The following is a 20,828-nucleotide window of genomic DNA, read 5'->3' as shown; positions in this document are numbered from 1 at the left end:
GTTTCAAGGTGATAGAAGAGACGGGAGCAAAGCGGCCAAAGTGCCGCACGAGCGAGGGCGCCCCCATGGCGTTGCTTGCCGATCTGGATTAAGCTTGTCTTCAATATTGGCTGTGGCCCGTCAGTCGTTCCGGAGGCAAAATCATGGAAACGATGAGCAGCGTCTTGATACTTGCATTGGTCCTCATTCCACTGATGCTGTTCTTCCCGACGGCGGTCCAGATGATGGTGACGCTGTTCGGCATGAGCTCCGTCCTTGTCGGGATGCCGCTCTGATGAAGGCCGTTTCCGACGACGCCGCCGAACAGGCAACCTTCCAGGTCCTGACCCGGGCGCTGGACAAGCTGCTCGGACCGATCCGTTTCCTTCTCGAGGATCCGAGCGTTTCCGAAATCCTGATCAACGGAACCTCCGACATCTTCGTGGAAAGACGAGGCAAGCTCGAACGCGCCGATACGCGGTTTGCCAACCGCGAGGACCTGGAATCGGCCGCGCGCAGCATCGCGCAATTCTCCGGCAAGCGGCTGACGCCGGAAGAGCCGAGCGTGGAAGCCCGCCTGCCCGATGGTTCGCGCGTGCAGATGATCCAGCCGCCGGCTGCGCGCACCGGGCTCTGCATCTCCATCCGCCGTTTTCTGAAGGAACATCGCAGCATCCGCGATCTCGTCACCCAGGGCAGCCTGACCGAGGAGTCGCTGTCGCTGCTGCAGGCAGCGGTCGGGCTGCAGAAGAATGTCATCATCTCCGGCGGCACCGGCACCGGCAAGACGACGATGCTGAACGCGCTGTCGGAGGCCTTCGCCGACCACGAACGCATCATCGTCATCGAGGACACCTCGGAACTGCAAATCCGCAAGGAACATGTGGTCTATCTCGAAGTGACCAAGCCCGACCGTTTCGGCCGCGGCGGCGCCAGCATCCGCGACCTGTTCCGCTCGTCGCTGCGCATGCGGCCCGACCGCATCATCGTCGGCGAATGCCGCGGCGGCGAAGCGCTCGATATGATCCAGGCAATGACCTCCGGTCACAGCGGCAGCCTTTCGACCGTGCATGCCAACACGCCCTACGATGCCCTGCACCGGCTGGAGACGCTGGCCCTGATGTCCGACATCGACATGCCGCTCAGGCCGCTGCGGGCCCAGATCGCCTCGGCCGTCGACGTCGTCGTGCAGATCGCCCGCTTCAAGCGCACCGGCAGACGCCGGGTGATCGAGATTTCCGAGATCAAGGGCCTGAACAATGATGGCCAGTACATCGTCGAAAGCATCTACAAGCTCGAGGGCGACGGCCATTCCAATTCCGACGGAGCACTTCTCTGGACTGGCGTCGTCCCGAGCTTTGCCACCGATGCGATGGAAGAGCTGCAAGGCGCAGAGCAATCGGAGTGGATGAAGGCCGAAACCACCGTGCGGGCAACGGCTTGAAACCTGTTTGTGGACGGTACCATCTGTCCCCTTGCGGACGTTGAAGACGGCCGGGGTGAGCAGCATCTTTCCATCGTCGGTTTCGGGAAGGCCAGGATCAGCGCGGGGGGATGTTGGAGCGGGCTTTAGCCAGCGCGATGAGGGGCAGCCGCGCTGCCTTCGTTCGAGGCGAACTTGAGAGAAATCTGGATCTCGTGAGGAGCCATTGTTCGTCCGAAGTTCAACGGCTGTATAACCAGGCCCTTGCCTGGCTACAGGCCACGTCAATTACAGCCTCGAACTACTCGAGTGGGCAATTTTTCAACGTGCAGATCGAGTTCATCTGTTTCTGTCGTTTGGATAACGCACGATTGCCGCCTGGGAATCCAGCCCCCATTCGTTTGTGAATGCAACCAAGACCATATCGAAGTGCCATGCTGATCTTGAAGGTCGCGCCGAATGCCCGCACTGGTGCTTCTGCCTTCGTGAGGTCCTGGAATTCGAAACCCGCCTCAATGTCCGCGCCGAGAGAGATGCTTCCCCGAATGCATTCGTTAAGGGCCCCAGTATCGACGCTGCATCCTCGCAGTCGATCAATTATTCCGTGCATCGTGGGGTCGCTCATGCTGATGGCGGAATGCCGACAGGAACTTGCCGAAAGCGTGCGGAAAGCCTCTGAATTCATCGAAAGTCGCGAGAGCCTGCCATACGGGCGATCCCTCGGAACAATGTGTTCTTGATGTATATCAAGGAAGCAAGCGACCGGCAGGTGCACTGTCTGCGTGTCAAGGCGGCTGCATGTGCAGTACGGCGGAGGATCGTTCAATGGCGACCACAATCCTGAATGTCCATTCCGAGACATCCCCGGCTATGCCGGCTCGTCTTTCGGTTCCAGTGCTGGGCGCGACGCTTGCCGTCTTCGCCTCCATCTCGTTCCTGCTGTGCATGCTGCTCGGGTTCGTTGCCCCCGAATGGGGCCTGCACAGGCCGTGGCTGCAGTTCTATCTCGGCCTGACGGGCTTCGATCTTCGAAGCCTTGTGCTCGGTCTCCTTCAAAGCGTCATCTTCGGGGGGTATGCAGGAGCATTGATCGCTGCGATCTTCAATTTCATCAGCCGGCGTTTCGGTTGAGCAGGGGAGCGGAGCCGCGCACATGGCCGCCGACCGCCGCAGGTTCGCATGGGTGAACGCAGTGCTGGCCTCCTTCGTCGGACTCGCGGTTCTGCTTGCGCCCGTGGCGAGCGCGCAGGCAATGCGGTGCCATGAACCTCCGGCCCACGGACAGATGGACCTGGAGCATTCCTTCATCCTGAATAAGAACGCTCACATCTCGCTTCAGGGCGGCCTTCACACCTCCGACCACAAGGCATGCTGCACCATCCAGTGCGGCTTCTGCGTCGTCCTGGCGAGCATGGACAGGACCGAGGTTCCTCCGGCCACAGGTTCCTTTTTCCACTTCGCATGGGGTGACCAGACCGGCAGCGGCCTGGTGCTTCCGCCAACGCTCGGTCCTCCGCGTCTTCCGCTCTGAGGATTCCGGAGGCCGCCTTCTTCGCGGCGCCCGGTCCATTCGCAAGATTCGGAAACAAGGACCAACCGCAATGCAACGTCGTGAATTTCTCAACGGCCTGATGGCCGGCGCAGCAGCGCTCGTCGGCCCGTCGGCCGCCCTTCTTCCCATGCGCAGCCTAGCGCAGGACGCCGCCGCCAAGACATCTGCCGAGCCGCGCAACTTGTCCGTAGGCTACCGGACCATCGATGTCAGGGGCAGGTCCGCCCGTGTGTTCGGTCTCGCCGGGCCGGACGGAACGCCGGGACTGACACTCGACATCGGATCCGAATTCGACGTCGCTCTGTCGAGCGCCATCGACGAGCCGACCCTAATCCACTGGCACGGATTAACGCCTCCCTGGGCCGCGGACGGTGTGCCCGACAATCCGGCGGCACGCCTGAAGCCATCGGAAACCCGCCGCTACATCTTCCCGGTTGGCGCGGGCGGCACGCATTGGATGCACGCCCATACGCTGCAGGAGCAGAACTTGCTCGCTGCCCCTTTGATCGTGCGGACGGCGGAGGACGGGAAGCGGGACGAGCAGGAGGTCGTCGTCCTGCTGCACGACTTCTCCTTCACGTCGGCTGAGGAACTGCTGGCGAAGCTGAAGGGGAATGCCGCGCACGGCGCAAAGCCGATGGACCACGGCGCTATGCAGGGCATGTCGGGCATGCAGCACATGATGTCTGGCAGCGACATGGCGGGCATGGCAATGCCGGGGATCGCCGCCATGGACCTCAACGACGTCGACTACGACGCCTATCTCGCCAATGACCGCACGCTCGATGATCCCGAAGTCGTAAGGGTCGAGAAGGGCGCTCGCGTCCGCCTTCGGATCATCAATGGCGCGACGGCGACCGCCTTCACCATCGATACCGGCCAGCTTTACGGAGAATTGGTTGCCGTCGACGGGCAGGGCGTGCAGCCGGTCCCCGGAACATCCTTCCCCGTCTCCATGGGCCAGCGCCTCGACATCCGCCTGAGCCTGCCGAAGGAGGTGGGTGCGTTTCCCGTCCTCGCCCGCCGCGAAGGGGGCCTCGAACGCGCTGGCATCATCCTCGCCACCGCGGGCGCGACGGTCCGCAAGATTGCGGTCGAGGGCGATGCAAAGGAGCCGGTTCTCGGGTTCGATCTCGAACAGCGGCTGCGTCCCTTGCGCCCGCTGAAGGCACGTCCGGCGGACCGCCGCTTCAATCTGTCGCTGACTGGCGACATGGCCGCCTACACCTGGGGTGTCGACGGTGCGGATGGTCTCGTCGTGAAGCGCGGCGAGCGGATAGAGGTGGCGATCAGCAACGCCTCGATGATGGCGCATCCGATGCACCTGCACGGCCATCATTTCCAGGTGGTCGGCATCAATGGAACGCCGGTTGCCGGCGCGGTCAGGGACACGGTCCTGGTGCCGCCGATGGCGAGCGTCGTCCTGGCGTTCGACGCCGACAATCCCGGCCGCTGGCCACTGCACTGCCATCACCTCTACCACATGGCGACGGGCATGATGGCCTACGTCACCTATGATGGCATTGGCTGACGCAGTCCCAGGAACGCGAAGCTTTTTACGCAATCATTAAAACGAGGCTTCCTCATGAACGACAATCATCCTCCGTCGGCTTGGAGCACCTACAGCCGAACCGTCTTCATCGCCTTCGCGGCCATCGCGCTGGCCCTCATCGCATTCGAACATCGCGTGCATGTCCTCGGCATCCTGCCGTGGCTCCTCATCCTCGCCTGCCCGCTGATGCATCTCTTCATGCATCACGGCCACGCCCACGGCGGACACGGTGGCCATTCCGGCCATGACCAGCCCCGCCATCGGGCCGGCACGGTCCAGCAGAAGACGAAGGAGGCCGACGATGTCTGATACACCGGCCTACGGGCTCTGGAGCCTGGTGATCATCAATTCCGTGGTGTTCATCGTCTTCGCCGCGAGCTTCACGAAGCTCGGGACGCAGCGCGATTGGCGTTCGCTCGGCGCCTTCTCCGCCTTCATCGTCGCGCTTTTTACTGAGATGTACGGCTTCCCCCTGACGATATACCTGCTGTCCGGCTGGCTCGGGCGGCAGTTTCCCGGCGTCGACTTCTGGTCGCACGACGCTGGCCACCTGCTGGAAATGATGTTCGGCTGGCGGGTCAATCCGCATTTCGGGCCGTTCCATCTCGCGAGCAACATCCTGATCGTCGCCGGCTTCTGGCTACTCGCCTCGAGCTGGCACGTGCTCTACAACGCCCAGCGCGATCACCGCTTGGCGACCACGGGACCATATGCCCGCGTCCGGCATCCGCAATACGATGCCTTCGTCGTGATCATGATAGGATTCCTGCTGCAGTGGCCGACCCTGGTGACGCTCGCCATGTTCCCGGTTCTCGTCTGGGTCTATGTGCGCCTTGCCAAGCGCGAGGAGGAGGCCTCGCGCGCCGAGTTCGGAACCGCGTGGGAAGCCTACGTCAAGGCGGTGCCGCGCTTCGTTCCGAGGCTTGGCCACGGGGCGAATGCGGCCGGTAGCCATCGGGGAGGAGCGGTCCATGACTGATCATTACGCCCACGAAGGCCATGCCCACGACCATCATCACCATGGGGACAAGAAGCCGGCGATTCCCGAGCGTGCCGGACCAAAAGTTCAGGAAGTCGTGATCTACACCTGCCCGATGCATCCGCAGATCCGGCAGGTCGGACCCGGCACCTGCCCGATCTGCGGCATGACGCTGGAGCCAGAGGTCGCTACCGAAGCGGCGGGGTCGAGCGCCGAGCTCGTCGACATGACGCGGCGTTTCTGGATCGGCCTGGTGCTGACGTTGCCCGTTCTCGCCCTGGAGATGGGCGGTCACCTCACCAACCTGCACATGCTGCTCGGCGCGCAGCTTTCCAACTGGATCCAGCTCGTGCTGGCAACGCCGGTCGTGCTCTGGGCGGGATGGCCATTTTTCGAGCGGGCCTGGGCCTCGCTCGTCAATCGCAGCCTCAACATGTTCACGCTGATCGCGATGGGAACGGGCGTCGCGTGGGTCTACAGCGTCGTCGCAACGGCGGCACCGGACATCTTTCCTGCCACGTTCCGCGCCGCCGATGGTTCGGTTGCGATCTATTTCGAGGCGGCCGCAGTCATCACCGTGCTGGTGCTGCTGGGCCAGGTGCTTGAGCTCAGGGCGCGGGAGCAGACCGGCGGCGCGATCCGGGCGCTGCTTGATCTTGCCCCGAAGACCGCCCGCCGCATTCGGGACGATGGTACGGACGAGGACGTCGGGCTCGATGTTGTCGCAGTCGGCGACCGCCTGCGCGTCCGTCCGGGCGAGAAGGTTCCGGTCGACGGGAAGCTGCTGGAGGGGCGTAGCTCCGTAGACGAATCCATGATCACCGGCGAATCCATGCCGGTCACGAAGGAGGTAGGCGCCAGGCTGATCGGCGGCACGATGAACCAGAGCGGCGGTTTCGTCATGAAGGCGGGCAAAGTCGGACGCGACACGATGCTCTCGCAGATCGTCCGCATGGTCGCCGAGGCCCAGCGCTCCCGCGCGCCGATCCAGCGGCTCGCCGACCAGGTGTCGGGCTGGTTCGTCCCGGCGGTGATCCTCGTCGCAGTCGCTGCCTTCATGGCCTGGGGCGTCTGGGGACCGGAGCCGCGCTTCGCCCACGGCCTCGTCGCCGCCGTCGCCGTGCTGATCATCGCCTGCCCCTGCGCGCTGGGGCTGGCGACGCCGATGTCGATCATGGTGGGCGTCGGCCGCGGCGCCAGGATGGGCGTTCTCATCAAGAACGCCGAGGCGCTGGAACGCTTCGAGAAGATCGATACGCTCGTCGTTGACAAGACCGGCACGCTCACGGAAGGCAGGCCGAAGATGGCCGCATTGAAGGCCGCCCAAGGATTCGACGAATCCGAGCTCCTGCGGCTGGCCGCAACACTCGAGCGTGCCAGCGAACACCCACTCGCCGCGGCCATCGTCGCCGCGGCGCGGGAGTGGGGCCTTGCCCTGGGCGAGGCCCGCGAGTTTGACAGTCCCGTCGGCAAGGGCGTCACCGGTACGGTCGACGGCCGGAATCTCGTCATCGGCAGCCATCGGATCATGGCCGAGGTGGGCGTCCACCTGTCGTCGCTCGCGGCCGAGGCCGAGACGCTGCGCGGCGAGGGTGCCACGGTGATCTACGTAGCCATTGACGGCAAGGTGGGCGGTCTCATCGCCATAGCCGATCCGGTCAAGATGACCACGCCCGCCGCGCTGCGTTCGTTGAAGGAGCAGAACATCCGCGTCGTCATGCTGACCGGAGACAACAGGACGACGGCGCAGGCCGTGGCGAGAAAGCTCGGCATCGACGAGGTGGAGGCGGAGATCCTGCCGGAGGACAAGGGCAAGGTGGTCGCGCGGCTCAGAAGCGAAGGGCGCGTCGTCGCCATGGCAGGAGACGGGGTGAACGACGCCCCGGCGCTTGCCGCCGCCGACGTCGGCATCGCCATGGGCACGGGCACCGATGTGGCGATCGAGAGCGCGGGCGTCACGCTGCTGAAGGGCGACCTGCAGGGCATCGCGAGAGCCCGCAAGCTCAGCCATGCGACCATGAGCAACATTCGTCAGAACCTGTTCTTCGCCTTCATCTACAACGCGGCGGGCGTGCCCATCGCTGCAGGCATACTCTATCCCGCTTTCGGGCTGCTGCTCTCGCCGATCATCGCGGCCGCAGCTATGGCGCTGTCATCGGTCAGCGTCATCGGCAACTCGCTCAGGCTGCGCCGTTCGGCCATCGACTAGATGACCCCGCGGCGCGTCTGCTGGACACGACATTCGCATCCATCCTGTTCCCCGGCAAGCGGGCGCGGATAGAACCAGCCAAAGGAGAAAAGACATGGGAATGACAGTGCCAAATGTTATCCTGCTGACCGCGGCGATTGCCGTCGGCAGTGCAGAGCTCGCCCTTGCGCAGACGAGCGGGGCGGATCCCCATCATCCTGCGGACCCGGCGCAGGCGACACAGCCGTCGGGAATGAAGGACACGACCCCGCAAGGCCAGAGCGCAATGCCGGGCGGATCAGGCATGATTCAGTCCGGCATGATGGGGGGCATGCCAACGACGGGTATGCGCGGACCCATGATGAAAATAATGTTCGCGATCGCCGACGCCGACGGGGATGGCGCGCTGTCATTCGAGGAGGTGACGGCGATCCACAAGCCGATCTTCGGTAGCGTGGACGCCAACAAGGACGGTAAGGTCACGCCCGAAGAGATGCAGATGTTCTGGGGGCCGTAGCGGAGGCGACCTCGAAGGCGCTGTCGCGGAGCCTCCGAGGATATGATAGGATCGGAATGCATTCACCGCGGGAGGGGTAAATGCGCCGAGTCCTTCTGACTTTGATCCTTTGCGCGCAGTCCGCATCGATGTCGGTGGCGGCCGGGCTTGCCGTCTTCCACACCGCTTCGTTCGGTGGCAGCCGGTCGGTCAGTCTCAGTCTGGCGGAGGGCGCTGTCTCTCGCGATCCCACCTTCGACTTCGACGTCGTCATTACACTGTCGGAATTCGACGGTGGCGGAGCAGTGCTCTATCGGGACGGCGGACGGCACAAGGCGAGCGTGCGCTGCGTTTCGCCCGCCACGGTGCGGATCAATTCCACCGACTATCCAATCGACGTTTCGGCGCGGCCGGGAACCGACTGGAAGCACGATCTCTGGTCAGCGCTCTGCAACGCCCCGGTTTCCTGAGCGGTAGTGCGGCATGGCTTGGACGATCGAGGCGTCAGCCCTTCCGGGGGCGGACCTCCATGAACACGTATGGCGCGCCGGTCCTCGAGGGGATCGCATAGACGTCATAGGACGCCTGCGGGTCGTCACCCATTCCCAACGAGCCGGAGGGCATGCCCGGCACGGCCAGTCCCCGGACCGGCGGCCGCTCCTCTAGCAGGCGCTGGACGGCCTCAAGCGGCACGTGTCCCTCGAGGTAAAATTCCTGAACGACGGCGATGTGGCATCCCTCCAAGTCCGCAGGCACGCCCAGCCGCGCCTTGACCGCGGCAAGGTCGTCGGCGTCGCGGATGTCGACGGAATAGCCCGCGGCGGTCATCGCCTTCGCCCATGCGTGGCAGCAGCCGCAGTTCGGATCCTTGTAGACAGTCATCTCCGTCGGGACGGTCGCACCAACCCGTCCGGCGAGCAATAGCAGCGCGGACGGCGCCATTGCGATGAAGCTTCTCCTGCGCATTGTCTCCACTCCTCGATGCCCTGTCGCCCGGTTGAATCCGGGCGACAGGGAGTATGCTATTTTACTTCGGTGACGGTCAGCTTGCCATTCACGCGTTCGGCAACGAACTCGATGCTCGAGCCTTCCTTCAGCTTTTCGAGCAGAGCCGGATCCTCGACTCGGAAGACCATCGTCATCGCAGGCATGTCGAGGTTCTTCAGGTCTTCATGCTTGATGGTGACCTTCTTCGCCTTCGCGTCGACCTTGTTGACGACGCCCTTCGTGAACTCCTCGGCGAACGCACCGAAGGCCGCGCTGACGGAGAGGAGGGTGGCTAGACTGATTTTGATCATCGCAGTTTTCATATTCGTGGCTCCTTGTTGGAATTATTTCCCGGCGACGCTGACATCGCCGTGCATGCCGGCTTCGTAATGGCCGGGGATCAGGCAGGCGAATTTGAACGCGCCGTCGGTGGTGAACTTCCAGACGATCTCGCCGGACTGGCCGGCCGGAAGGCGGATGGAATTGGGGTCGGCATGCTCCATCTCCGGGAACTTCTCCATGACCTTCTTGTGCTCAAGGATCTTGTCTTCCTGATCGAGCACAAATTCGTGGTCGACGGTTCCGGCATTCTTGATCGCGATCTTGACCGTCTGCCCCTTGCGGACATTGATAACGGCGGGAGTGAAGATCATCTTTCCGTCGTCGGTCTCCTTCATCGTGACGCGGATGGTCTGTGTCGCCTTGGCCTTGTCGCCAGGCTCGCCGACCGCCATTTTCTCACCATGACCGCCGGCGTGGTTGCCGGAAGCGAGGGCGGGAGTTGCAAGCGCCGCGAGAGCCAGTGCCATTACATAATTCTTCATGCGTAGATCCTTTTCTGATGTTGGATGTTGAGCCTCAGCCGTTCGTCGGCTTCGGCGTGATTTGCGTCTTCGCGTCTTTGGCCTTGGTCGCGTCCGGCAGTTCGCCGGTCCACTCCCAGGCCTGCGTTCCGGGCGGGTTTTCGTACCAGCCGGGATCGGAGTAATCGTCCGCCGAGATGCCCTCGCGGACCTTCACGACCGAGAACATGCCGCCCATTTCGATCGGGCCATGCGGCCCCCAGCCGGTCATCATTGGAACAGTGTTCTCGGGAATGGGCATTTCCATTTCGCCCATATCGGCCATGCCCTTGGTGCCCATGGGCATGTATTCCGGCTGAAGCTTCCTGATCTTCTCGGCGAGCTTCGACTTATCAGCACCGATGAAGGTCGGGATGTCGTGGCCCATCGCGTTCATCGTGTGATGCGACTTGTGGCAGTGGATCGCCCAGTCGCCGAGATACTTGGCGTCGAACTCGTAGGCGCGCATCGCGCCGACCGGGATATCGATGCTCACCTCCGGCCACCGTGCTTCGGGCCGCACCCATCCGCCATCCGTGCATGTCACCTCGAAGTCATAGCCATGCATGTGAACCGGATGGTTGGTCATGGTCAGGTTGCCGATCCGCACCCGCACCCTGTCGTTCCTGGAAACGACCAGCGGGCTGATGTCCGGAAACACGCGGCTATTCCAGCACCACATGTTGAAATCGGTCATCTCCATGATGCGCGGCACGTAGGAGCCGGGATCGATGTCGTAGGCGTTGAGCAGAAAGACGAAATCGCGGTCGACCCGCATGAACTTCGGATCTTTCGGATGGACGACGAAGAAGCCCATCATGCCCATCGCCATCTGCACCATCTCGTCGGAGTGCGGGTGGTACATGAAGGTGCCCGACTTCACGAGATCGAACTCGTAGACGAAGGTCTTTCCGACCGGGATGTGTGGCTGCGTCAGGCCGCCGACGCCGTCCATGCCCGACGGCAGGATCATGCCGTGCCAGTGGATCGTCGTGTGTTCAGGCAGCTTGTTGGTCACAAAGATGCGCACCCGGTCGCCCTCGACGGCTTCGATCGTCGGGCCGGGGGACTGGCCGTTATAGCCCCACAGATAAGCGGTCATGCCATCGGCCATTTCGCGTTCGACGGGCTCGGCGACGAGGTGGAACTCCTTGACGCCGTTGTTCATCCGGTGGGGCAGGGTCCAGCCGTTAAGGGTGACGACCGGCTGGTAGTCCGGACCAGAGGTCGGGTGGAGCGGAGGTTGCATGTCCGCCGATTTCATTGCCGGGGCGTCGGGCAGCCCCATCGCTGAGGTTTTCGTCCAGGCTCCCGCCGCCAGCAGCGCTGCGCTCGCACCGAACAACTGTCGTCTGTTGAACATGTTGGGTTCCTTTCTCAATGGCCGCCAGCGCTGCTGCCGGAAGCAGCGGCGACTTCGGTCTCTGCCGGCGCGTTGGTCGCGCCACCACCGTAGATCGCAGGCGCCAGGTTGGCTTCGGCTAGCCAGAAATCGCGCTTGGCGTTGACGGAGAGCAGGATGGAGTTGATCTTGTCGCGGGTGTCGGTGAGCAGCTCGAAAGTGTTGGTGATCATGCCGTTGTAGGTCAGCAGAGATTCTTCCTCGACCTTGGTGCGCAACGGCACGACATTGTTGCGGTAGTGCCGCGCGATGTCGTAGTTCGAACGGTATGCCTCGTATGCGGAGCGTGCTTCCGAGCGGACGTTGACGGCCTTCTCCGCAAGCTGGTTTGCCGCCCGCATATAGGCCAGTTCGGCCTTGCGCATCCGCGCCTTGCCTGTGTCGAAGATCGGGATCGCGAACTCCAGCTCAACCTGGCCGGTCGTCCTGGTGGTCCTTTCGTCGTCCTCGATTTCCCGTTCCGTCTCGAAGCCCGTCAGGATTTCGAGATCGGTGACGTAGCGGGTGGCTTCAGTGAGACCATAGGATTTGGCTGTCGCCTCCAGTTCGAGCTTCGCGACCTGAAGGTCGATGCGGTTCCTTAGAGCCTCGGCCTCGATGGTATCGCGCCTGACGACGGACTTCGGCAGCGACGGCAGGCTGTTCGGGACCTGGTAGTCCAGGTCGGATCCCCAGAGACCCATCAGCCGCGTCAGCTCCTCCTTGGCGAGACGAGCTGCGAGGCGCGCCTTTGCCGTCTCGCCGGCGAGTTCGGCGACGAAGCCATGTTCGCGGGCCTGGGCTCCCTTTGTCATCGCGCCGGTCTCGCCCAGCTTCTCCGCGAGATCGGAAGCGGCGTCCGCCGTCGCCTGGGCGCGCTGAAGCTGTCCGACGTTCTCCCAGGTCGCCACGGCCCCGATCCAGGCGCGCCGCGTGTCGGCGGCGACCTGGAGCGTTCTCACGGCCGCGGTCAACTGCGCCTGCCGGAAGCGGGTGTCGGCGATCGCGATGTCCCGGTTCCTCGTTGCGAGCGCCAGGATGTTCGTCGTGATCATCCCTTCGACGGTCTTGAACGCCCCTAGTTCCGGCGTCCCCATGCCCGTCGTGCCGATGGACACGGTCGGATTGATGAACATCGTTGACTGCCAGGCGTCCGCCGCGCTGTCGCCGAGATCGGCGTAGGCGGCCTGGAGGCCCTTGTTGTTGAGCAGGGCGATCTGGACGGCCGTCTCGACATCGAGGCTCTTCTTTCGATCGAGCAGGCTTCTGACCTCGGCAGCAACCGCGCGAGCCTGGTTCTGGTTCTGGATCCAGACGGTCTGCTTGGCCGTGACGGTTGCGATCTTGTTGGCAACCGGAGTGAAGCCCGCCTCCTTGCTGGAATACTCGGCTCCTGTGATGCAGCCGCTCAAGAACAGCGGGAATGCCAGTGTCGCGATCAGTTTTCTACAGCCAATCATTGGGCGTCTCCATTCGCTGGAGACTGCAGATCGTTCTGTCTGCGCCACGGCTTGGGATCGACGGGCTGCCTGGCGACGTAGCCCGACATCGGCGACTGATACGCGACCGCGCGCGCAGGCGGCTGTTCGGCCGCGGTGGAAGACGCCACCACGTTGGGAGGAAGTGTGGATGCGCAGCCGCCGATGACAAGCGGCAGCCCCACCACGAAAATCGAGGGTTTCATTATGAATGTCCGAATAAGAGGTAGCCTGCGGTCGTCCGCCAGAACAAAGGCGGGGGACCGACTGGATCCGATCAAGCGGGTGCGTCTCTATTCAGATATTCGGGGGACGATGGAGGGGCGGCAGTTCGCCTAAGGTCGTACGGTCGTCAGCGAACTGCCGGATCGAGGTCACGACGGGTCCGCCGACGTCGGGGCCTTCACAAATGATACCAAGCCCGCCGCAGAAGTCGTTGCAGCATTGCTGCTTGACGAGCTTCGAGATGTCATCCCCATCATCGGACAGGTCACCGTGCGAGTGGCCGTGATCGGCCGCGCCCACCATGGTGTGCCCTTCATGGGATGGTGTCGCGTCCACGGCAACGACTTGCAGGTCAGGGAAAAACGAGCCATGCATCGCAGTGTTGGCGTTCGACAGCGAGTACCCCGCCAGTGATACGATGATCACCAGCCGCATCATCATGAGCAGCCTGCTCACTGTGATTCGGTACATCTTGCCCATTCCCGACGAGCTACATGCAAAGCAGCGCGATTTCAATTAGGACCTATCCCTTGTCGATGTTCGAGTCCTTTATGTGGCGCGCGAACATCACGTCGGTGCATAGCTACGCCTTCCAACGGTGGTAAGGTCAACAGGGCTGTTCTTTCTCAATGATCGATCTCGCATCCTACTTCGGCCTTTTTGCCGCCGCACTCGGCGCGGCGACGATACTGCCGATGCAATCGGAGTCCGTGCTGGTCGGACTTCTCCTCACGGGTAAGTTCTCCGTCCCTGCTCTGCTCGCCGTCGCTAGCATCGGGAACACGCTTGGAAGTATCGTGAACTGGTTCCTAGGCCGCGGGGTCGAACGTTTTCGGGACCGACGCTGGTTTCCAGTCGGGGAGGCGGCGCTCGAACGTTCGTCCCGCTGGTACCGGAAATACGGGAAGTGGACGCTGCTGCTTTCCTGGATGCCGGTGCTTGGAGACGCTCTTACCGTTGTCGCCGGAGTGCTCAGGGAGCCGCTGCTTCCGTTCACGATCCTCGTGTTCGTCGCCAAGACGGGCCGCTATGTCGTGCTGACGTTGGCGACGTTACAGTTCCTGGGCTGACCGCTTGCTGCGAGGAAACACGATCCGGTCTACCGTTTCGTCACGGGCGACCAGCGTGTGCCAGGCCGCCGCGGCGAGGTGTAGCGCGACCATCCCCAAGATGATCCTCGATCCCACGACGTGATATGGCGCGATCCCCAACCAGAAGTAGCTCGCTGCGAATCCCATGCATGCCTGCGCGATGACCGCGGCATAGAAGGCATGATGAAGCGCCGTGGCGGCCCGCTCGCTCCATGTTCCGGGTGCGCTCGCATCGGGCGGCTGCAGGATACGTAGAACCAGCCGCACGCCCATCAGCAAGCCGATCGCCATTCCAGCGTAGTTGTGGAGGTGATGCTGGACGATGTCCCAGTACGATGGTGTCATGCCCATGTGGACGGCGTGATGAGTCCGCTCGATGCTGCCGCCCGTCAGGTACTGGCCGGGCACCATGAGGGCGACCAGCCAGTGAAGTCCTATCTGGGCCAGCGAATAGCCACGTTTCATCGGGTTCTCTCCAAGCGAGGGGCGCAGAGTAGCGGGCGAGGGTTAAACTTTCCTCGTCGGCCGATTGCCAACACGCCTCGCCGCCACAGATCATCGGATACGCGGAACATTTCTGCTGCGGCATGGTTCTGCCGTGGAAGGGAAAGCCATCCAAATGGGACTTGGGAGCATATTCCGTTACGCGCAGGTGTTCGTCATCGCCCTGATGATGGCAGTGAATCCTTTCGGCATCGCCACGCCGTTGGCGGCTCTCCAAGGTCAGCACAGTGCGGTCGCCGCGGAGCATCACCACGGCCGGGATTTATGCGGACACCAGACGGCGTGCTGTTCGGCAATGCACTGCTGCCAGATACTCCTGGAACTCGCTGCCATTGCGGCTCCCCAGACCGAATCCATGCGCCACGACAGCGTGCCGGAGAGCTACCAGCCGCTACTGTTGATCCGGCCAATCGATCCTCCTCCTCGAGATTCTCCTGCTTGAGCCCAATCCATCCTCAATCATTTATAGGAGCACCATTATGAACACACTCGCCACTCTCGCCTTTTTGGCGACCGCCGCCACTGTCTCGTTCGCAGCCCTTCCCTCGGACGCTTCCGCGCAGTCGACGATGGCCTATCCGGAGAAATGCAAGTCCGAAGGCATGATGATGGACAAGTCGAAGGACGACATGTCGTCGGGAGGCATGCAGGTGACCGACTACCAGAAGGCGTCGATGGACGGCATGAAGGACATGAACATGAACATGATGCAGGGAATGATGAAGAAGGATGCCGACGTCTCCTTCGTCTGCGGCATGATCGCTCACCATATGGGCGCGATCAGCATGTCGGAGGTTGAGCTCAAGTACGGCGACAACGAAGAGGCCAAGCAGATGGCCCAGAGGATCATCGAAGCCCAGAAGAAGGAGATCGAAGAGATGTCCAAATGGGTGGACAAGGAAGTCAAGTAGGAGATTCCGCCATGCATCGTATCTCGACCGAGATGAAGGCCTGCATCGACAACTGCTTGGCCTGCTACAGCGAATGCCTGTCGATGGCGATGGGCCATTGCCTGGAGTTGGGCGGGGAGCACACCAAGCCCCCCCACTTCAAGCTGATGATGGCCTGCGCGGAGATCTGCCGGACCTCTGCGCATTTCATGCTGATCGGCTCGGACCACCACAAGCATGTCTGCCGGGAATGCGCCGAGATCTGCGCCCAGTGCGCCGACGACTGCGAGCGGATCGGCGACATGCGGAGCTGCGTCGACGCCTGCCGGCGTTGCGCCGATAGCTGCCAGAAGATGGCGGCGTGACTGGAAGAGGGCGCGGTGCGCCCTCTTTTCGCTCAACTTCGCGGCAATACGATGGATCATCGATTAGGATTCGGCGATGTCTTCCGGCATCTCCGGATCCGGTCACCACGATCGACTGCCCATCACCTGCGCGAGGTTCCTTTGACCACTTCAAGAACGGCTCTCGTCCTCGGCCTCATTGCTATCAGCTCCGTAATCGCCCCGTCGGCGCCTGCGGAAGACGATGTCGTCGCGCTCCGGCAGGCCGACATGAAGGCGATGTCCGACGCAGCAAAGACCATCTCAGATATGTTCCGGGCTCCCGAGTCCTATTCATCGACGGAGTTCAGGCGGGCGGCCGACGTCATCGTGGACCGATCCGGCTCGGTATTGGCCGGCCACTTCGCCGACGGTATGGGCGATCCGAGGTCGAAGGCGAAACCGGACATCGTCCAGGAGCGCAACCGCTTCGACCGTCTCGCCGATGACCTGCGGAACTACGCACTGGCGCTCGACGCAGCGGGTGAAGCCAACCCAGGACCGATGACCGAGCGCATGCGGATGAAACCCGGCGAACCGATGGGCGGAGGTCCGCTTGGGATTCACGTCCGGAGCGAGGCGGAACTTTCCTCCATCCCCGCAGAGCACGTCTTCCACCTGATGCTGCAGACCTGCACGACGTGCCACGCGGCGTTCAGGATCCACCGGTGAGGGCGCCGATTGCGTTTCGCTACTCGGCCCTTAACCCGTTGACGCCGAATCTCGTATCGATGGAAGGCAGGTCGCTCCCTGCGCCCGAGTTGGCAATCTCGTCGATGATCGGACAATCGGGCCGGTCGTCGCCGTGGCAGTGGCTGGCGAGGTGTTTGAGCGTTTTGGTCATCGCAATGATCGCCGCCGCCTTCCGTTCCAACTCGGCAACGTGTTCCAGCGCGATCGCCTTCACGTCGGCGCTGGCCCGCGTCCGGTCGCGCCAAAGCGCCAGCAGCGTCCTCATCTGCTCGACCGAGAAGCCAAGGTCGCGTGCTCCGCGGACGAAACGGAGCGTGTGGACGTCGTTGTCAGTGTAGGTCCGGTAGCTGGACTGTGTCCTGTGCGCGGGCGTGATCAGTCCGATCTGCTCATAATACCGGATCATTTTGGCGGAAACTCCGCTCGCCTTTGCGGCCTCTCCAATGTTCATTCTGTGCTCCTGTCGACGTGTGGCGCGCAGCCGATGGCCACGCTCTGCATTCTTCAAGGTTGGATACGGCGAAGGCGAAGGGCGTTGCAGAGGACGAACACGCTCGACATTGCCATCGCGCCGGCGGCAAAGACCGGCGAAAGCAGGGTGCCGTTGACCGGATAGAGGAGGCCGGCCGCAACGGGCACGAGGCCGGCGTTGTAGACGAACGCCCAGAACAGGTTCTGCTTGATGTTGCGGATCGTCGCGCGGCTCAGCCCGACGGCCCTGACGACGCCGGTGAGGTCTCCGGACATCAGCACCACATCGGCGCTCTCGATGGCGACGTCAGTGCCTGTGCCGACGGCGAGTCCCACGTCCGCCTGCGTGAGGGCCGGGGCGTCGTTGATGCCATCGCCGACAAAGGCGACCTTGCCGCCTTCGCGCAGCCGCTTGACGGCCTCAACCTTGCCTTCCGGACGCACCTCCGCGATTACCCTATCGATGCCGAGCTGGGCGGCGACGGCCTCCGCGGTGCGACGGTTGTCTCCCGTGATCATCGCCACTTCGAGGCCAAGGGCATGCAGGGACCTGATCGCTTCGGGCGTCGTCTCCTTGACGGGGTCTGATACCGCCACGATCGCCGCAAGCTTGCCGTCAACGGCGACATAGATGGGCGATCCTCCCTTGCTGGAGAGTTCCTCGGCGAGCGGGGCGAAACCTTCCACGGACACTCCCGCGCGAACCAGCGCCCGATCCGCGCCGACGAGCAGCGACCGGCCGGCGACGGATCCTTTCACGCCATATCCCGGAGACGCCTCGAATCCTTCCACGCCGCCGAGCGCCAGTCCCTCTGCCTCGGCGGCCTTCACGATGGCTTCGGCGATCGGATGCTCCGACAGCGCCTCGATGCTTGCGACCCAGGCGAGCACCTCCTCGCGCCGGAAGCCTTCGGCGACCCGGATATCGGTCAGCTCCGGCTCGCCTTTCGTCAGCGTTCCGGTCTTGTCCAGGGCGACGATGCGGGCCTCACGCAGGCTCTGCAGCGCTTCGCCCCTGCGAAACAGGATCCCAAGCTCGGCCGCGCGGCCCGTGCCGACCATGATCGACGTCGGCGTCGCGAGCCCCATCGCGCAGGGGCAGGCGATGATCAGGACGGCCACGGCGTTGACCAGCGCGAAGCTTAGGGCCGGGGTGGGTCCGAGGATCATCCACGCGCCGAACGTCAGCAACGCGGCGAGGATGACAGCGGGAACGAACCAGCTTGTCACCCTGTCCACCAGAGCCTGGATCGGCAGCTTGGCCCCTTGCGCGGCCTCGACCATACGGACGATCTGGGCGAGAACCGTGTCGGCGCCGACCTTCGTCGCGCGGAATGTGAACGAGCCCATCTTGTTGATCGTGCCGCCGACCACATCGCTTCCAACGGACTTCGCTACAGGGACGGGTTCCCCGGTGATCATGGCCTCGTCGACGTACGAATTGCCGGAGACCACCGTGCCGTCCACCGGAACCTTCTCGCCGGGGCGGATGCGGATCACGTCCCCGACCACGACCTCCTCGATCGAGACTTCCTCGAATTTGCCGGCCCGCTCCACGAAGGCAGTCTTGGCCTGCAGGCCGAGCAGGCGCCTGATCGCCTGGCTCGTCTTTCCCTTCGCGCGAGCCTCGAGATAGCGGCCGAGCAGTATGAGGGTCACAATGACGGCTGCCGCCTCGTAATAGACGTTCACAGTTCCTGGAGGCAGGGCGGCCGGGACGAATGTCGCCACGGCGGAATAGGCCCAGGCCGCGGTGGTCCCGAGCACTACCAGCGAGTTCATGTCGGGAGCCAGCCGGAGGAGATTGGGAACGCCCTTCCGAAAGAACGCCAGACCAGGCCCGAACAGGACGACGGTTGCCAGCGCGAACTGCAGGTACAGGCTCTCCCGCATCCCGATAGTGTCCATGACGAGCTCGTGGACGCCCGGGATGAAGTGCGAGCCCATTTCGATCACGAACAGCGGCAGGGTGAGAATGGCGGATAAGACAAGTCGGACCGCGAGCGAACGCATCTCGACGTCGCGGCGGTCGGCGGCCGCGGACTGATGCGTCTGGATTTCGGATCTGGGCTCGTATCCGGCTGTTCGGATGGCGCTCTCCAATGCGCGGACGGACGCCGTACCCGCCGCGTAGCGAACCGTCGCCTTCTCGGTCGCCAGATTGACGGCCGCGTCGACCACGCCAGGCACGGCCTTCAGAGCACGCTCGACACGGGATACACACGAGGCACAGGTCATGCCCTCGACAACCATCTCGAGAGTGTCGATCCGGGCCTCGTAACCGGCGCCTTCTATGGCTTGCAGGACAGCGGTCGCGTCCACCGTGTCCTTGAATGTCACCGTCGCACGTTCAGTGGCGAGGTTCACCGACGCCGCGTCGACGCCGGGAACGGCCTTGATTGCCCGTTCCACTCTGGCCACGCACGACGCGCACGACATGCCCTCGATCCCGAACTCGGTCGGAATGGGTAACGAGGTCAATTTCTCGATCTTGGAAGCTGCAGTCATGGGAACGTCCCTTGTTGAACTGCACATATAGGTAATCCTTCCCATGGTAGGAAGGTCAAGGGGCGCCTTGTTTTCCGAAATGGCGTCTTGCTTGAGTTCGGTCTTGATATCTTCGATGATCGATGTGGAGATTTTCGTAACTTCCAGCAGCGCTTTCAAGCGCCGATAGGAGCGGTGATGGACAGCCATTCGAGGCAGCGAGAGGATTCGGTTAAAGCACAGGCCACCGTTGCTTTCATAGATATCGCGGGATTCAGCGCGATTGCGGACATTTATGGAGACGCAGCCGCGCTCGACGTGCTTGAGATATTCGAGAGCATGGTCCGCGACGCCCTGAGCGGCTATGAGCCCCCGATCAAATGGATCGGAGATGAGGCAATGATCTCGTTTCCTGAGCCCGAAACAGCGATCCAGGTACTCGGAACGCTGTTGCAGGCATGCCGTAGGGAACCACGGCTGCCGCTCACCCGGGCGGGGCTGAACCATGGACCGGTCATCAGTAGAGGTGGCGATCTCTTTGGATCGACCGTCAACATTGCGGCACGAATCGCCGCATTGGCGTCTCCCGGTCAATTGCTTGCCACTCAAGCCATTGCCGAGGCGGCTGTCGCCCGAGGCATCCTGGTGCGAGACCTCGGGATGGTGGCGCTTAGATCCGTGGCCGACGAAGTCCCTCTCTATGAGATCGAGCTTGCTCCGTCGGCTGACCCGGCCTGGATCGACCCGGTGTGCAAGATGCATGCACCGTATTCATCCTATAGACGGGCCGCGCCGCAGGGGCCGTGGTTTTGTTCGCCGCGCTGTGAGGAGGCATATCGACAGTCGCCGCAGACCTATGAGTCACCCCGGTGACCGTTTGGGACTTCGGCGCGGAACATCTGGTCAACCAGGCGGTCCGCTGCGAAATCAAATCTGCCTGAAGCTGGACGGATAACCCGCTTTCTCGATGGCCGTGTTGATCGCGGCTGGATCCTTCGTCTCAACCTTGGCAGTCCTGGCTGCAAGATCGATGCTGGCGGAAGCTTCCGGATCGGCCGTCTTGATCGCCCTTTCCACCGTGCTCGCGCAATGGCCGCAGGTCATATTCTGGATTTCGAATTCGTACATGGTGGTCTCCAATCGTGTGACCGCTCCGATATGGGGTTTCCAACCATGGGAAGGTCAAGTCCGATCCTGCACAAAATGGAACTCCGCGGCTTCGACGGC

At 62.9% G+C, this 20,828-nt stretch carries 27 protein-coding genes; 16 read left to right on the top strand and 11 right to left on the bottom strand.

The annotated features are described in order from the left end of the window. The first annotated feature begins 143 nt into the window (after window positions 1-143). From J2J99_RS34540 to J2J99_RS28815, 10 genes are all read left to right on the top strand, one after another. Window positions 144-275, top strand: a complete 132-nt coding sequence (locus tag J2J99_RS34540) for a hypothetical protein (protein ID WP_257784635.1) — start codon at window positions 144-146, stop codon at window positions 273-275. Continuing rightward, window positions 275-1,423, top strand: coding sequence for a TadA family conjugal transfer-associated ATPase (locus J2J99_RS28855; RefSeq protein ID WP_246735413.1), 1,149 nt, complete (start codon window positions 275-277; stop codon window positions 1,421-1,423). The genes J2J99_RS34540 and J2J99_RS28855 overlap by 1 nt, the downstream gene beginning before the upstream one ends. Before the next feature lie 804 nt (window positions 1,424-2,227). After that, window positions 2,228-2,533: a DUF5676 family membrane protein gene (locus tag J2J99_RS28850; RefSeq protein WP_168300441.1), complete on the top strand. Its 306-nt coding sequence runs from the start codon at window positions 2,228-2,230 to the stop codon at window positions 2,531-2,533. A 22-nt stretch (window positions 2,534-2,555) separates the two neighbouring features. Further along, window positions 2,556-2,933, top strand: a complete 378-nt coding sequence (locus tag J2J99_RS28845) for a hypothetical protein (RefSeq protein ID WP_168300442.1) — start codon at window positions 2,556-2,558, stop codon at window positions 2,931-2,933. 70 nt (window positions 2,934-3,003) lie between these two features. Further along, window positions 3,004-4,485: a multicopper oxidase family protein gene (locus tag J2J99_RS28840; protein ID WP_168300443.1), complete on the top strand. Its 1,482-nt coding sequence runs from the start codon at window positions 3,004-3,006 to the stop codon at window positions 4,483-4,485. 54 nt (window positions 4,486-4,539) lie between these two features. Continuing rightward, window positions 4,540-4,815, top strand: a complete 276-nt coding sequence (locus J2J99_RS28835) for a DUF2933 domain-containing protein (protein ID WP_168300444.1) — start codon at window positions 4,540-4,542, stop codon at window positions 4,813-4,815. After that, a complete protein-coding gene (locus J2J99_RS28830; RefSeq protein WP_168300445.1) occupies window positions 4,808-5,485 on the top strand; it encodes a methyltransferase family protein in 678 nt (225 codons plus the stop codon). Before J2J99_RS28835 ends, J2J99_RS28830 begins: the two co-directional genes overlap by 8 nt. After that, window positions 5,478-7,694, top strand: coding sequence for a copper-transporting P-type ATPase (locus J2J99_RS28825; RefSeq protein ID WP_168300446.1), 2,217 nt, complete (start codon window positions 5,478-5,480; stop codon window positions 7,692-7,694). Before J2J99_RS28830 ends, J2J99_RS28825 begins: the two co-directional genes overlap by 8 nt. Window positions 7,695-7,788: 94 nt before the next feature. Continuing rightward, a complete protein-coding gene (locus J2J99_RS28820) occupies window positions 7,789-8,190 on the top strand; it encodes an EF-hand domain-containing protein (protein ID WP_375337305.1) in 402 nt (133 codons plus the stop codon). 80 nt (window positions 8,191-8,270) lie between these two features. After that, the gene (locus tag J2J99_RS28815; RefSeq protein ID WP_168300448.1) at window positions 8,271-8,639 is read left to right on the top strand and encodes a hypothetical protein; all 369 of its coding nucleotides are present in this window, start codon (window positions 8,271-8,273) and stop codon (window positions 8,637-8,639) included. A 34-nt stretch (window positions 8,640-8,673) separates the two neighbouring features. Here the strand turns inward: J2J99_RS28815 and J2J99_RS28810 are convergent, their stop codons facing one another. The 7 genes from J2J99_RS28810 to J2J99_RS28780 all read right to left on the bottom strand — a co-directional run bounded on the left by J2J99_RS28810 (window position 8,674) and on the right by J2J99_RS28780 (window position 13,562). Further along, window positions 8,674-9,135 (bottom strand): DUF411 domain-containing protein, encoded by a 462-nt coding sequence (locus tag J2J99_RS28810; RefSeq protein WP_168300449.1) that lies wholly within the window; start codon window positions 9,133-9,135, stop codon window positions 8,674-8,676. Window positions 9,136-9,191: 56 nt separating this feature from the next. Then, window positions 9,192-9,479, bottom strand: coding sequence for a copper-binding protein (locus J2J99_RS28805; protein WP_168300450.1), 288 nt, complete (start codon window positions 9,477-9,479; stop codon window positions 9,192-9,194). Window positions 9,480-9,500: 21 nt separating this feature from the next. Continuing rightward, on the bottom strand, window positions 9,501-9,980 hold the full coding sequence (locus J2J99_RS28800; protein WP_168300451.1) for a cupredoxin domain-containing protein: 480 nt from the start codon (window positions 9,978-9,980) through the stop codon (window positions 9,501-9,503). A gap of 34 nt (window positions 9,981-10,014) precedes the next feature. Beyond that, window positions 10,015-11,361 carry a multicopper oxidase family protein gene (locus J2J99_RS28795; RefSeq protein WP_168300452.1) on the bottom strand — a complete coding sequence of 449 codons (1,347 nt, stop codon included), beginning with the start codon at window positions 11,359-11,361 and terminating at the stop codon, window positions 10,015-10,017. A gap of 14 nt (window positions 11,362-11,375) precedes the next feature. Further along, a complete protein-coding gene (locus J2J99_RS28790) occupies window positions 11,376-12,839 on the bottom strand; it encodes a TolC family protein (RefSeq protein WP_168300453.1) in 1,464 nt (487 codons plus the stop codon). Next, the gene (locus J2J99_RS28785; RefSeq protein WP_168300454.1) at window positions 12,836-13,063 is read right to left on the bottom strand and encodes a hypothetical protein; all 228 of its coding nucleotides are present in this window, start codon (window positions 13,061-13,063) and stop codon (window positions 12,836-12,838) included. The genes J2J99_RS28790 and J2J99_RS28785 overlap by 4 nt, the downstream gene beginning before the upstream one ends. 91 nt (window positions 13,064-13,154) lie before the next feature. After that, on the bottom strand, window positions 13,155-13,562 hold the full coding sequence (locus J2J99_RS28780; RefSeq protein WP_205919080.1) for a hypothetical protein: 408 nt from the start codon (window positions 13,560-13,562) through the stop codon (window positions 13,155-13,157). Window positions 13,563-13,711: 149 nt separating this feature from the next. Between J2J99_RS28780 and J2J99_RS28775 the strand changes: the two genes are divergently transcribed. Next, window positions 13,712-14,152, top strand: coding sequence for a YqaA family protein (locus J2J99_RS28775; RefSeq protein ID WP_168300456.1), 441 nt, complete (start codon window positions 13,712-13,714; stop codon window positions 14,150-14,152). Here J2J99_RS28775 and J2J99_RS28770 read toward each other — a convergent pair. Beyond that, complete coding sequence (locus tag J2J99_RS28770; RefSeq protein WP_168300457.1) at window positions 14,135-14,638, bottom strand: cytochrome b; 504 nt, start codon at window positions 14,636-14,638, stop codon at window positions 14,135-14,137. The two genes, J2J99_RS28775 and J2J99_RS28770, sit on opposite strands and share 18 nt — an antisense overlap. 154 nt (window positions 14,639-14,792) lie before the next feature. On the opposite strand from J2J99_RS28770, the gene J2J99_RS28765 reads away from it, so the two are divergent. From J2J99_RS28765 to J2J99_RS28750, 4 genes are all read left to right on the top strand, one after another. Beyond that, on the top strand, window positions 14,793-15,119 hold the full coding sequence (locus tag J2J99_RS28765; protein WP_168300458.1) for a hypothetical protein: 327 nt from the start codon (window positions 14,793-14,795) through the stop codon (window positions 15,117-15,119). 37 nt (window positions 15,120-15,156) lie between these two features. Then, window positions 15,157-15,588 carry a CopM family metallochaperone gene (copM, locus tag J2J99_RS28760; RefSeq protein ID WP_168300459.1) on the top strand — a complete coding sequence of 144 codons (432 nt, stop codon included), beginning with the start codon at window positions 15,157-15,159 and terminating at the stop codon, window positions 15,586-15,588. Window positions 15,589-15,599: 11 nt separating this feature from the next. Further along, the gene (locus tag J2J99_RS28755; RefSeq protein ID WP_168300460.1) at window positions 15,600-15,932 is read left to right on the top strand and encodes a four-helix bundle copper-binding protein; all 333 of its coding nucleotides are present in this window, start codon (window positions 15,600-15,602) and stop codon (window positions 15,930-15,932) included. Window positions 15,933-16,073: 141 nt separating this feature from the next. After that, window positions 16,074-16,622 carry a cytochrome c gene (locus J2J99_RS28750; protein WP_281410846.1) on the top strand — a complete coding sequence of 183 codons (549 nt, stop codon included), beginning with the start codon at window positions 16,074-16,076 and terminating at the stop codon, window positions 16,620-16,622. Between the two features lie 19 nt (window positions 16,623-16,641). Here the strand turns inward: J2J99_RS28750 and cueR are convergent, their stop codons facing one another. Then, entirely contained in the window at window positions 16,642-17,094 is a 453-nt protein-coding gene (gene cueR / locus J2J99_RS28745; RefSeq protein WP_168300461.1) for a Cu(I)-responsive transcriptional regulator, read from the bottom strand. Window positions 17,095-17,147: 53 nt separating this feature from the next. Continuing rightward, window positions 17,148-19,622 carry a heavy metal translocating P-type ATPase gene (locus J2J99_RS28740; RefSeq protein ID WP_168300462.1) on the bottom strand — a complete coding sequence of 825 codons (2,475 nt, stop codon included), beginning with the start codon at window positions 19,620-19,622 and terminating at the stop codon, window positions 17,148-17,150. 87 nt (window positions 19,623-19,709) lie between these two features. On the opposite strand from J2J99_RS28740, the gene J2J99_RS28735 reads away from it, so the two are divergent. Continuing rightward, window positions 19,710-20,474 (top strand): adenylate/guanylate cyclase domain-containing protein, encoded by a 765-nt coding sequence (locus tag J2J99_RS28735; protein WP_246638777.1) that lies wholly within the window; start codon window positions 19,710-19,712, stop codon window positions 20,472-20,474. A gap of 54 nt (window positions 20,475-20,528) precedes the next feature. Here the strand turns inward: J2J99_RS28735 and J2J99_RS28730 are convergent, their stop codons facing one another. After that, window positions 20,529-20,729, bottom strand: coding sequence for a heavy-metal-associated domain-containing protein (locus tag J2J99_RS28730; protein ID WP_168300463.1), 201 nt, complete (start codon window positions 20,727-20,729; stop codon window positions 20,529-20,531). Window positions 20,730-20,828 lie beyond the last annotated feature (99 nt).

The organism is Rhizobium binae, assembly GCF_017357225.1.
Lineage (GTDB): Bacteria > Pseudomonadota > Alphaproteobacteria > Rhizobiales > Rhizobiaceae > Rhizobium > Rhizobium binae.
The sequence above is the reverse complement of the archived record's forward strand: the minus strand, read 5'-3'. Positions and strand labels throughout refer to the sequence as shown.

Coding starts and splice junctions, on each gene's coding strand:
- J2J99_RS34540 (WP_257784635.1), top strand. CDS start 144: ATGGAAACGATGAGCAGCGTCTTGATACTTGCATTGGTCCTCATTCCA.
- J2J99_RS28855 (WP_246735413.1), top strand. CDS start 275: ATGAAGGCCGTTTCCGACGACGCCGCCGAACAGGCAACCTTCCAGGTC.
- J2J99_RS28850 (WP_168300441.1), top strand. CDS start 2,228: ATGGCGACCACAATCCTGAATGTCCATTCCGAGACATCCCCGGCTATG.
- J2J99_RS28845 (WP_168300442.1), top strand. CDS start 2,556: ATGGCCGCCGACCGCCGCAGGTTCGCATGGGTGAACGCAGTGCTGGCC.
- J2J99_RS28840 (WP_168300443.1), top strand. CDS start 3,004: ATGCAACGTCGTGAATTTCTCAACGGCCTGATGGCCGGCGCAGCAGCG.
- J2J99_RS28835 (WP_168300444.1), top strand. CDS start 4,540: ATGAACGACAATCATCCTCCGTCGGCTTGGAGCACCTACAGCCGAACC.
- J2J99_RS28830 (WP_168300445.1), top strand. CDS start 4,808: ATGTCTGATACACCGGCCTACGGGCTCTGGAGCCTGGTGATCATCAAT.
- J2J99_RS28825 (WP_168300446.1), top strand. CDS start 5,478: ATGACTGATCATTACGCCCACGAAGGCCATGCCCACGACCATCATCAC.
- J2J99_RS28820 (WP_375337305.1), top strand. CDS start 7,789: ATGGGAATGACAGTGCCAAATGTTATCCTGCTGACCGCGGCGATTGCC.
- J2J99_RS28815 (WP_168300448.1), top strand. CDS start 8,271: ATGCGCCGAGTCCTTCTGACTTTGATCCTTTGCGCGCAGTCCGCATCG.
- J2J99_RS28810 (WP_168300449.1), bottom strand. CDS start 9,135: ATGCGCAGGAGAAGCTTCATCGCAATGGCGCCGTCCGCGCTGCTATTG.
- J2J99_RS28805 (WP_168300450.1), bottom strand. CDS start 9,479: ATGAAAACTGCGATGATCAAAATCAGTCTAGCCACCCTCCTCTCCGTC.
- J2J99_RS28800 (WP_168300451.1), bottom strand. CDS start 9,980: ATGAAGAATTATGTAATGGCACTGGCTCTCGCGGCGCTTGCAACTCCC.
- J2J99_RS28795 (WP_168300452.1), bottom strand. CDS start 11,361: ATGTTCAACAGACGACAGTTGTTCGGTGCGAGCGCAGCGCTGCTGGCG.
- J2J99_RS28790 (WP_168300453.1), bottom strand. CDS start 12,839: ATGATTGGCTGTAGAAAACTGATCGCGACACTGGCATTCCCGCTGTTC.
- J2J99_RS28785 (WP_168300454.1), bottom strand. CDS start 13,063: ATGAAACCCTCGATTTTCGTGGTGGGGCTGCCGCTTGTCATCGGCGGC.
- J2J99_RS28780 (WP_205919080.1), bottom strand. CDS start 13,562: ATGGGCAAGATGTACCGAATCACAGTGAGCAGGCTGCTCATGATGATG.
- J2J99_RS28775 (WP_168300456.1), top strand. CDS start 13,712: ATGATCGATCTCGCATCCTACTTCGGCCTTTTTGCCGCCGCACTCGGC.
- J2J99_RS28770 (WP_168300457.1), bottom strand. CDS start 14,638: ATGAAACGTGGCTATTCGCTGGCCCAGATAGGACTTCACTGGCTGGTC.
- J2J99_RS28765 (WP_168300458.1), top strand. CDS start 14,793: ATGGGACTTGGGAGCATATTCCGTTACGCGCAGGTGTTCGTCATCGCC.
- copM (WP_168300459.1), top strand. CDS start 15,157: ATGAACACACTCGCCACTCTCGCCTTTTTGGCGACCGCCGCCACTGTC.
- J2J99_RS28755 (WP_168300460.1), top strand. CDS start 15,600: ATGCATCGTATCTCGACCGAGATGAAGGCCTGCATCGACAACTGCTTG.
- cueR (WP_168300461.1), bottom strand. CDS start 17,094: ATGAACATTGGAGAGGCCGCAAAGGCGAGCGGAGTTTCCGCCAAAATG.
- J2J99_RS28740 (WP_168300462.1), bottom strand. CDS start 19,622: ATGACTGCAGCTTCCAAGATCGAGAAATTGACCTCGTTACCCATTCCG.
- J2J99_RS28730 (WP_168300463.1), bottom strand. CDS start 20,729: ATGTACGAATTCGAAATCCAGAATATGACCTGCGGCCATTGCGCGAGC.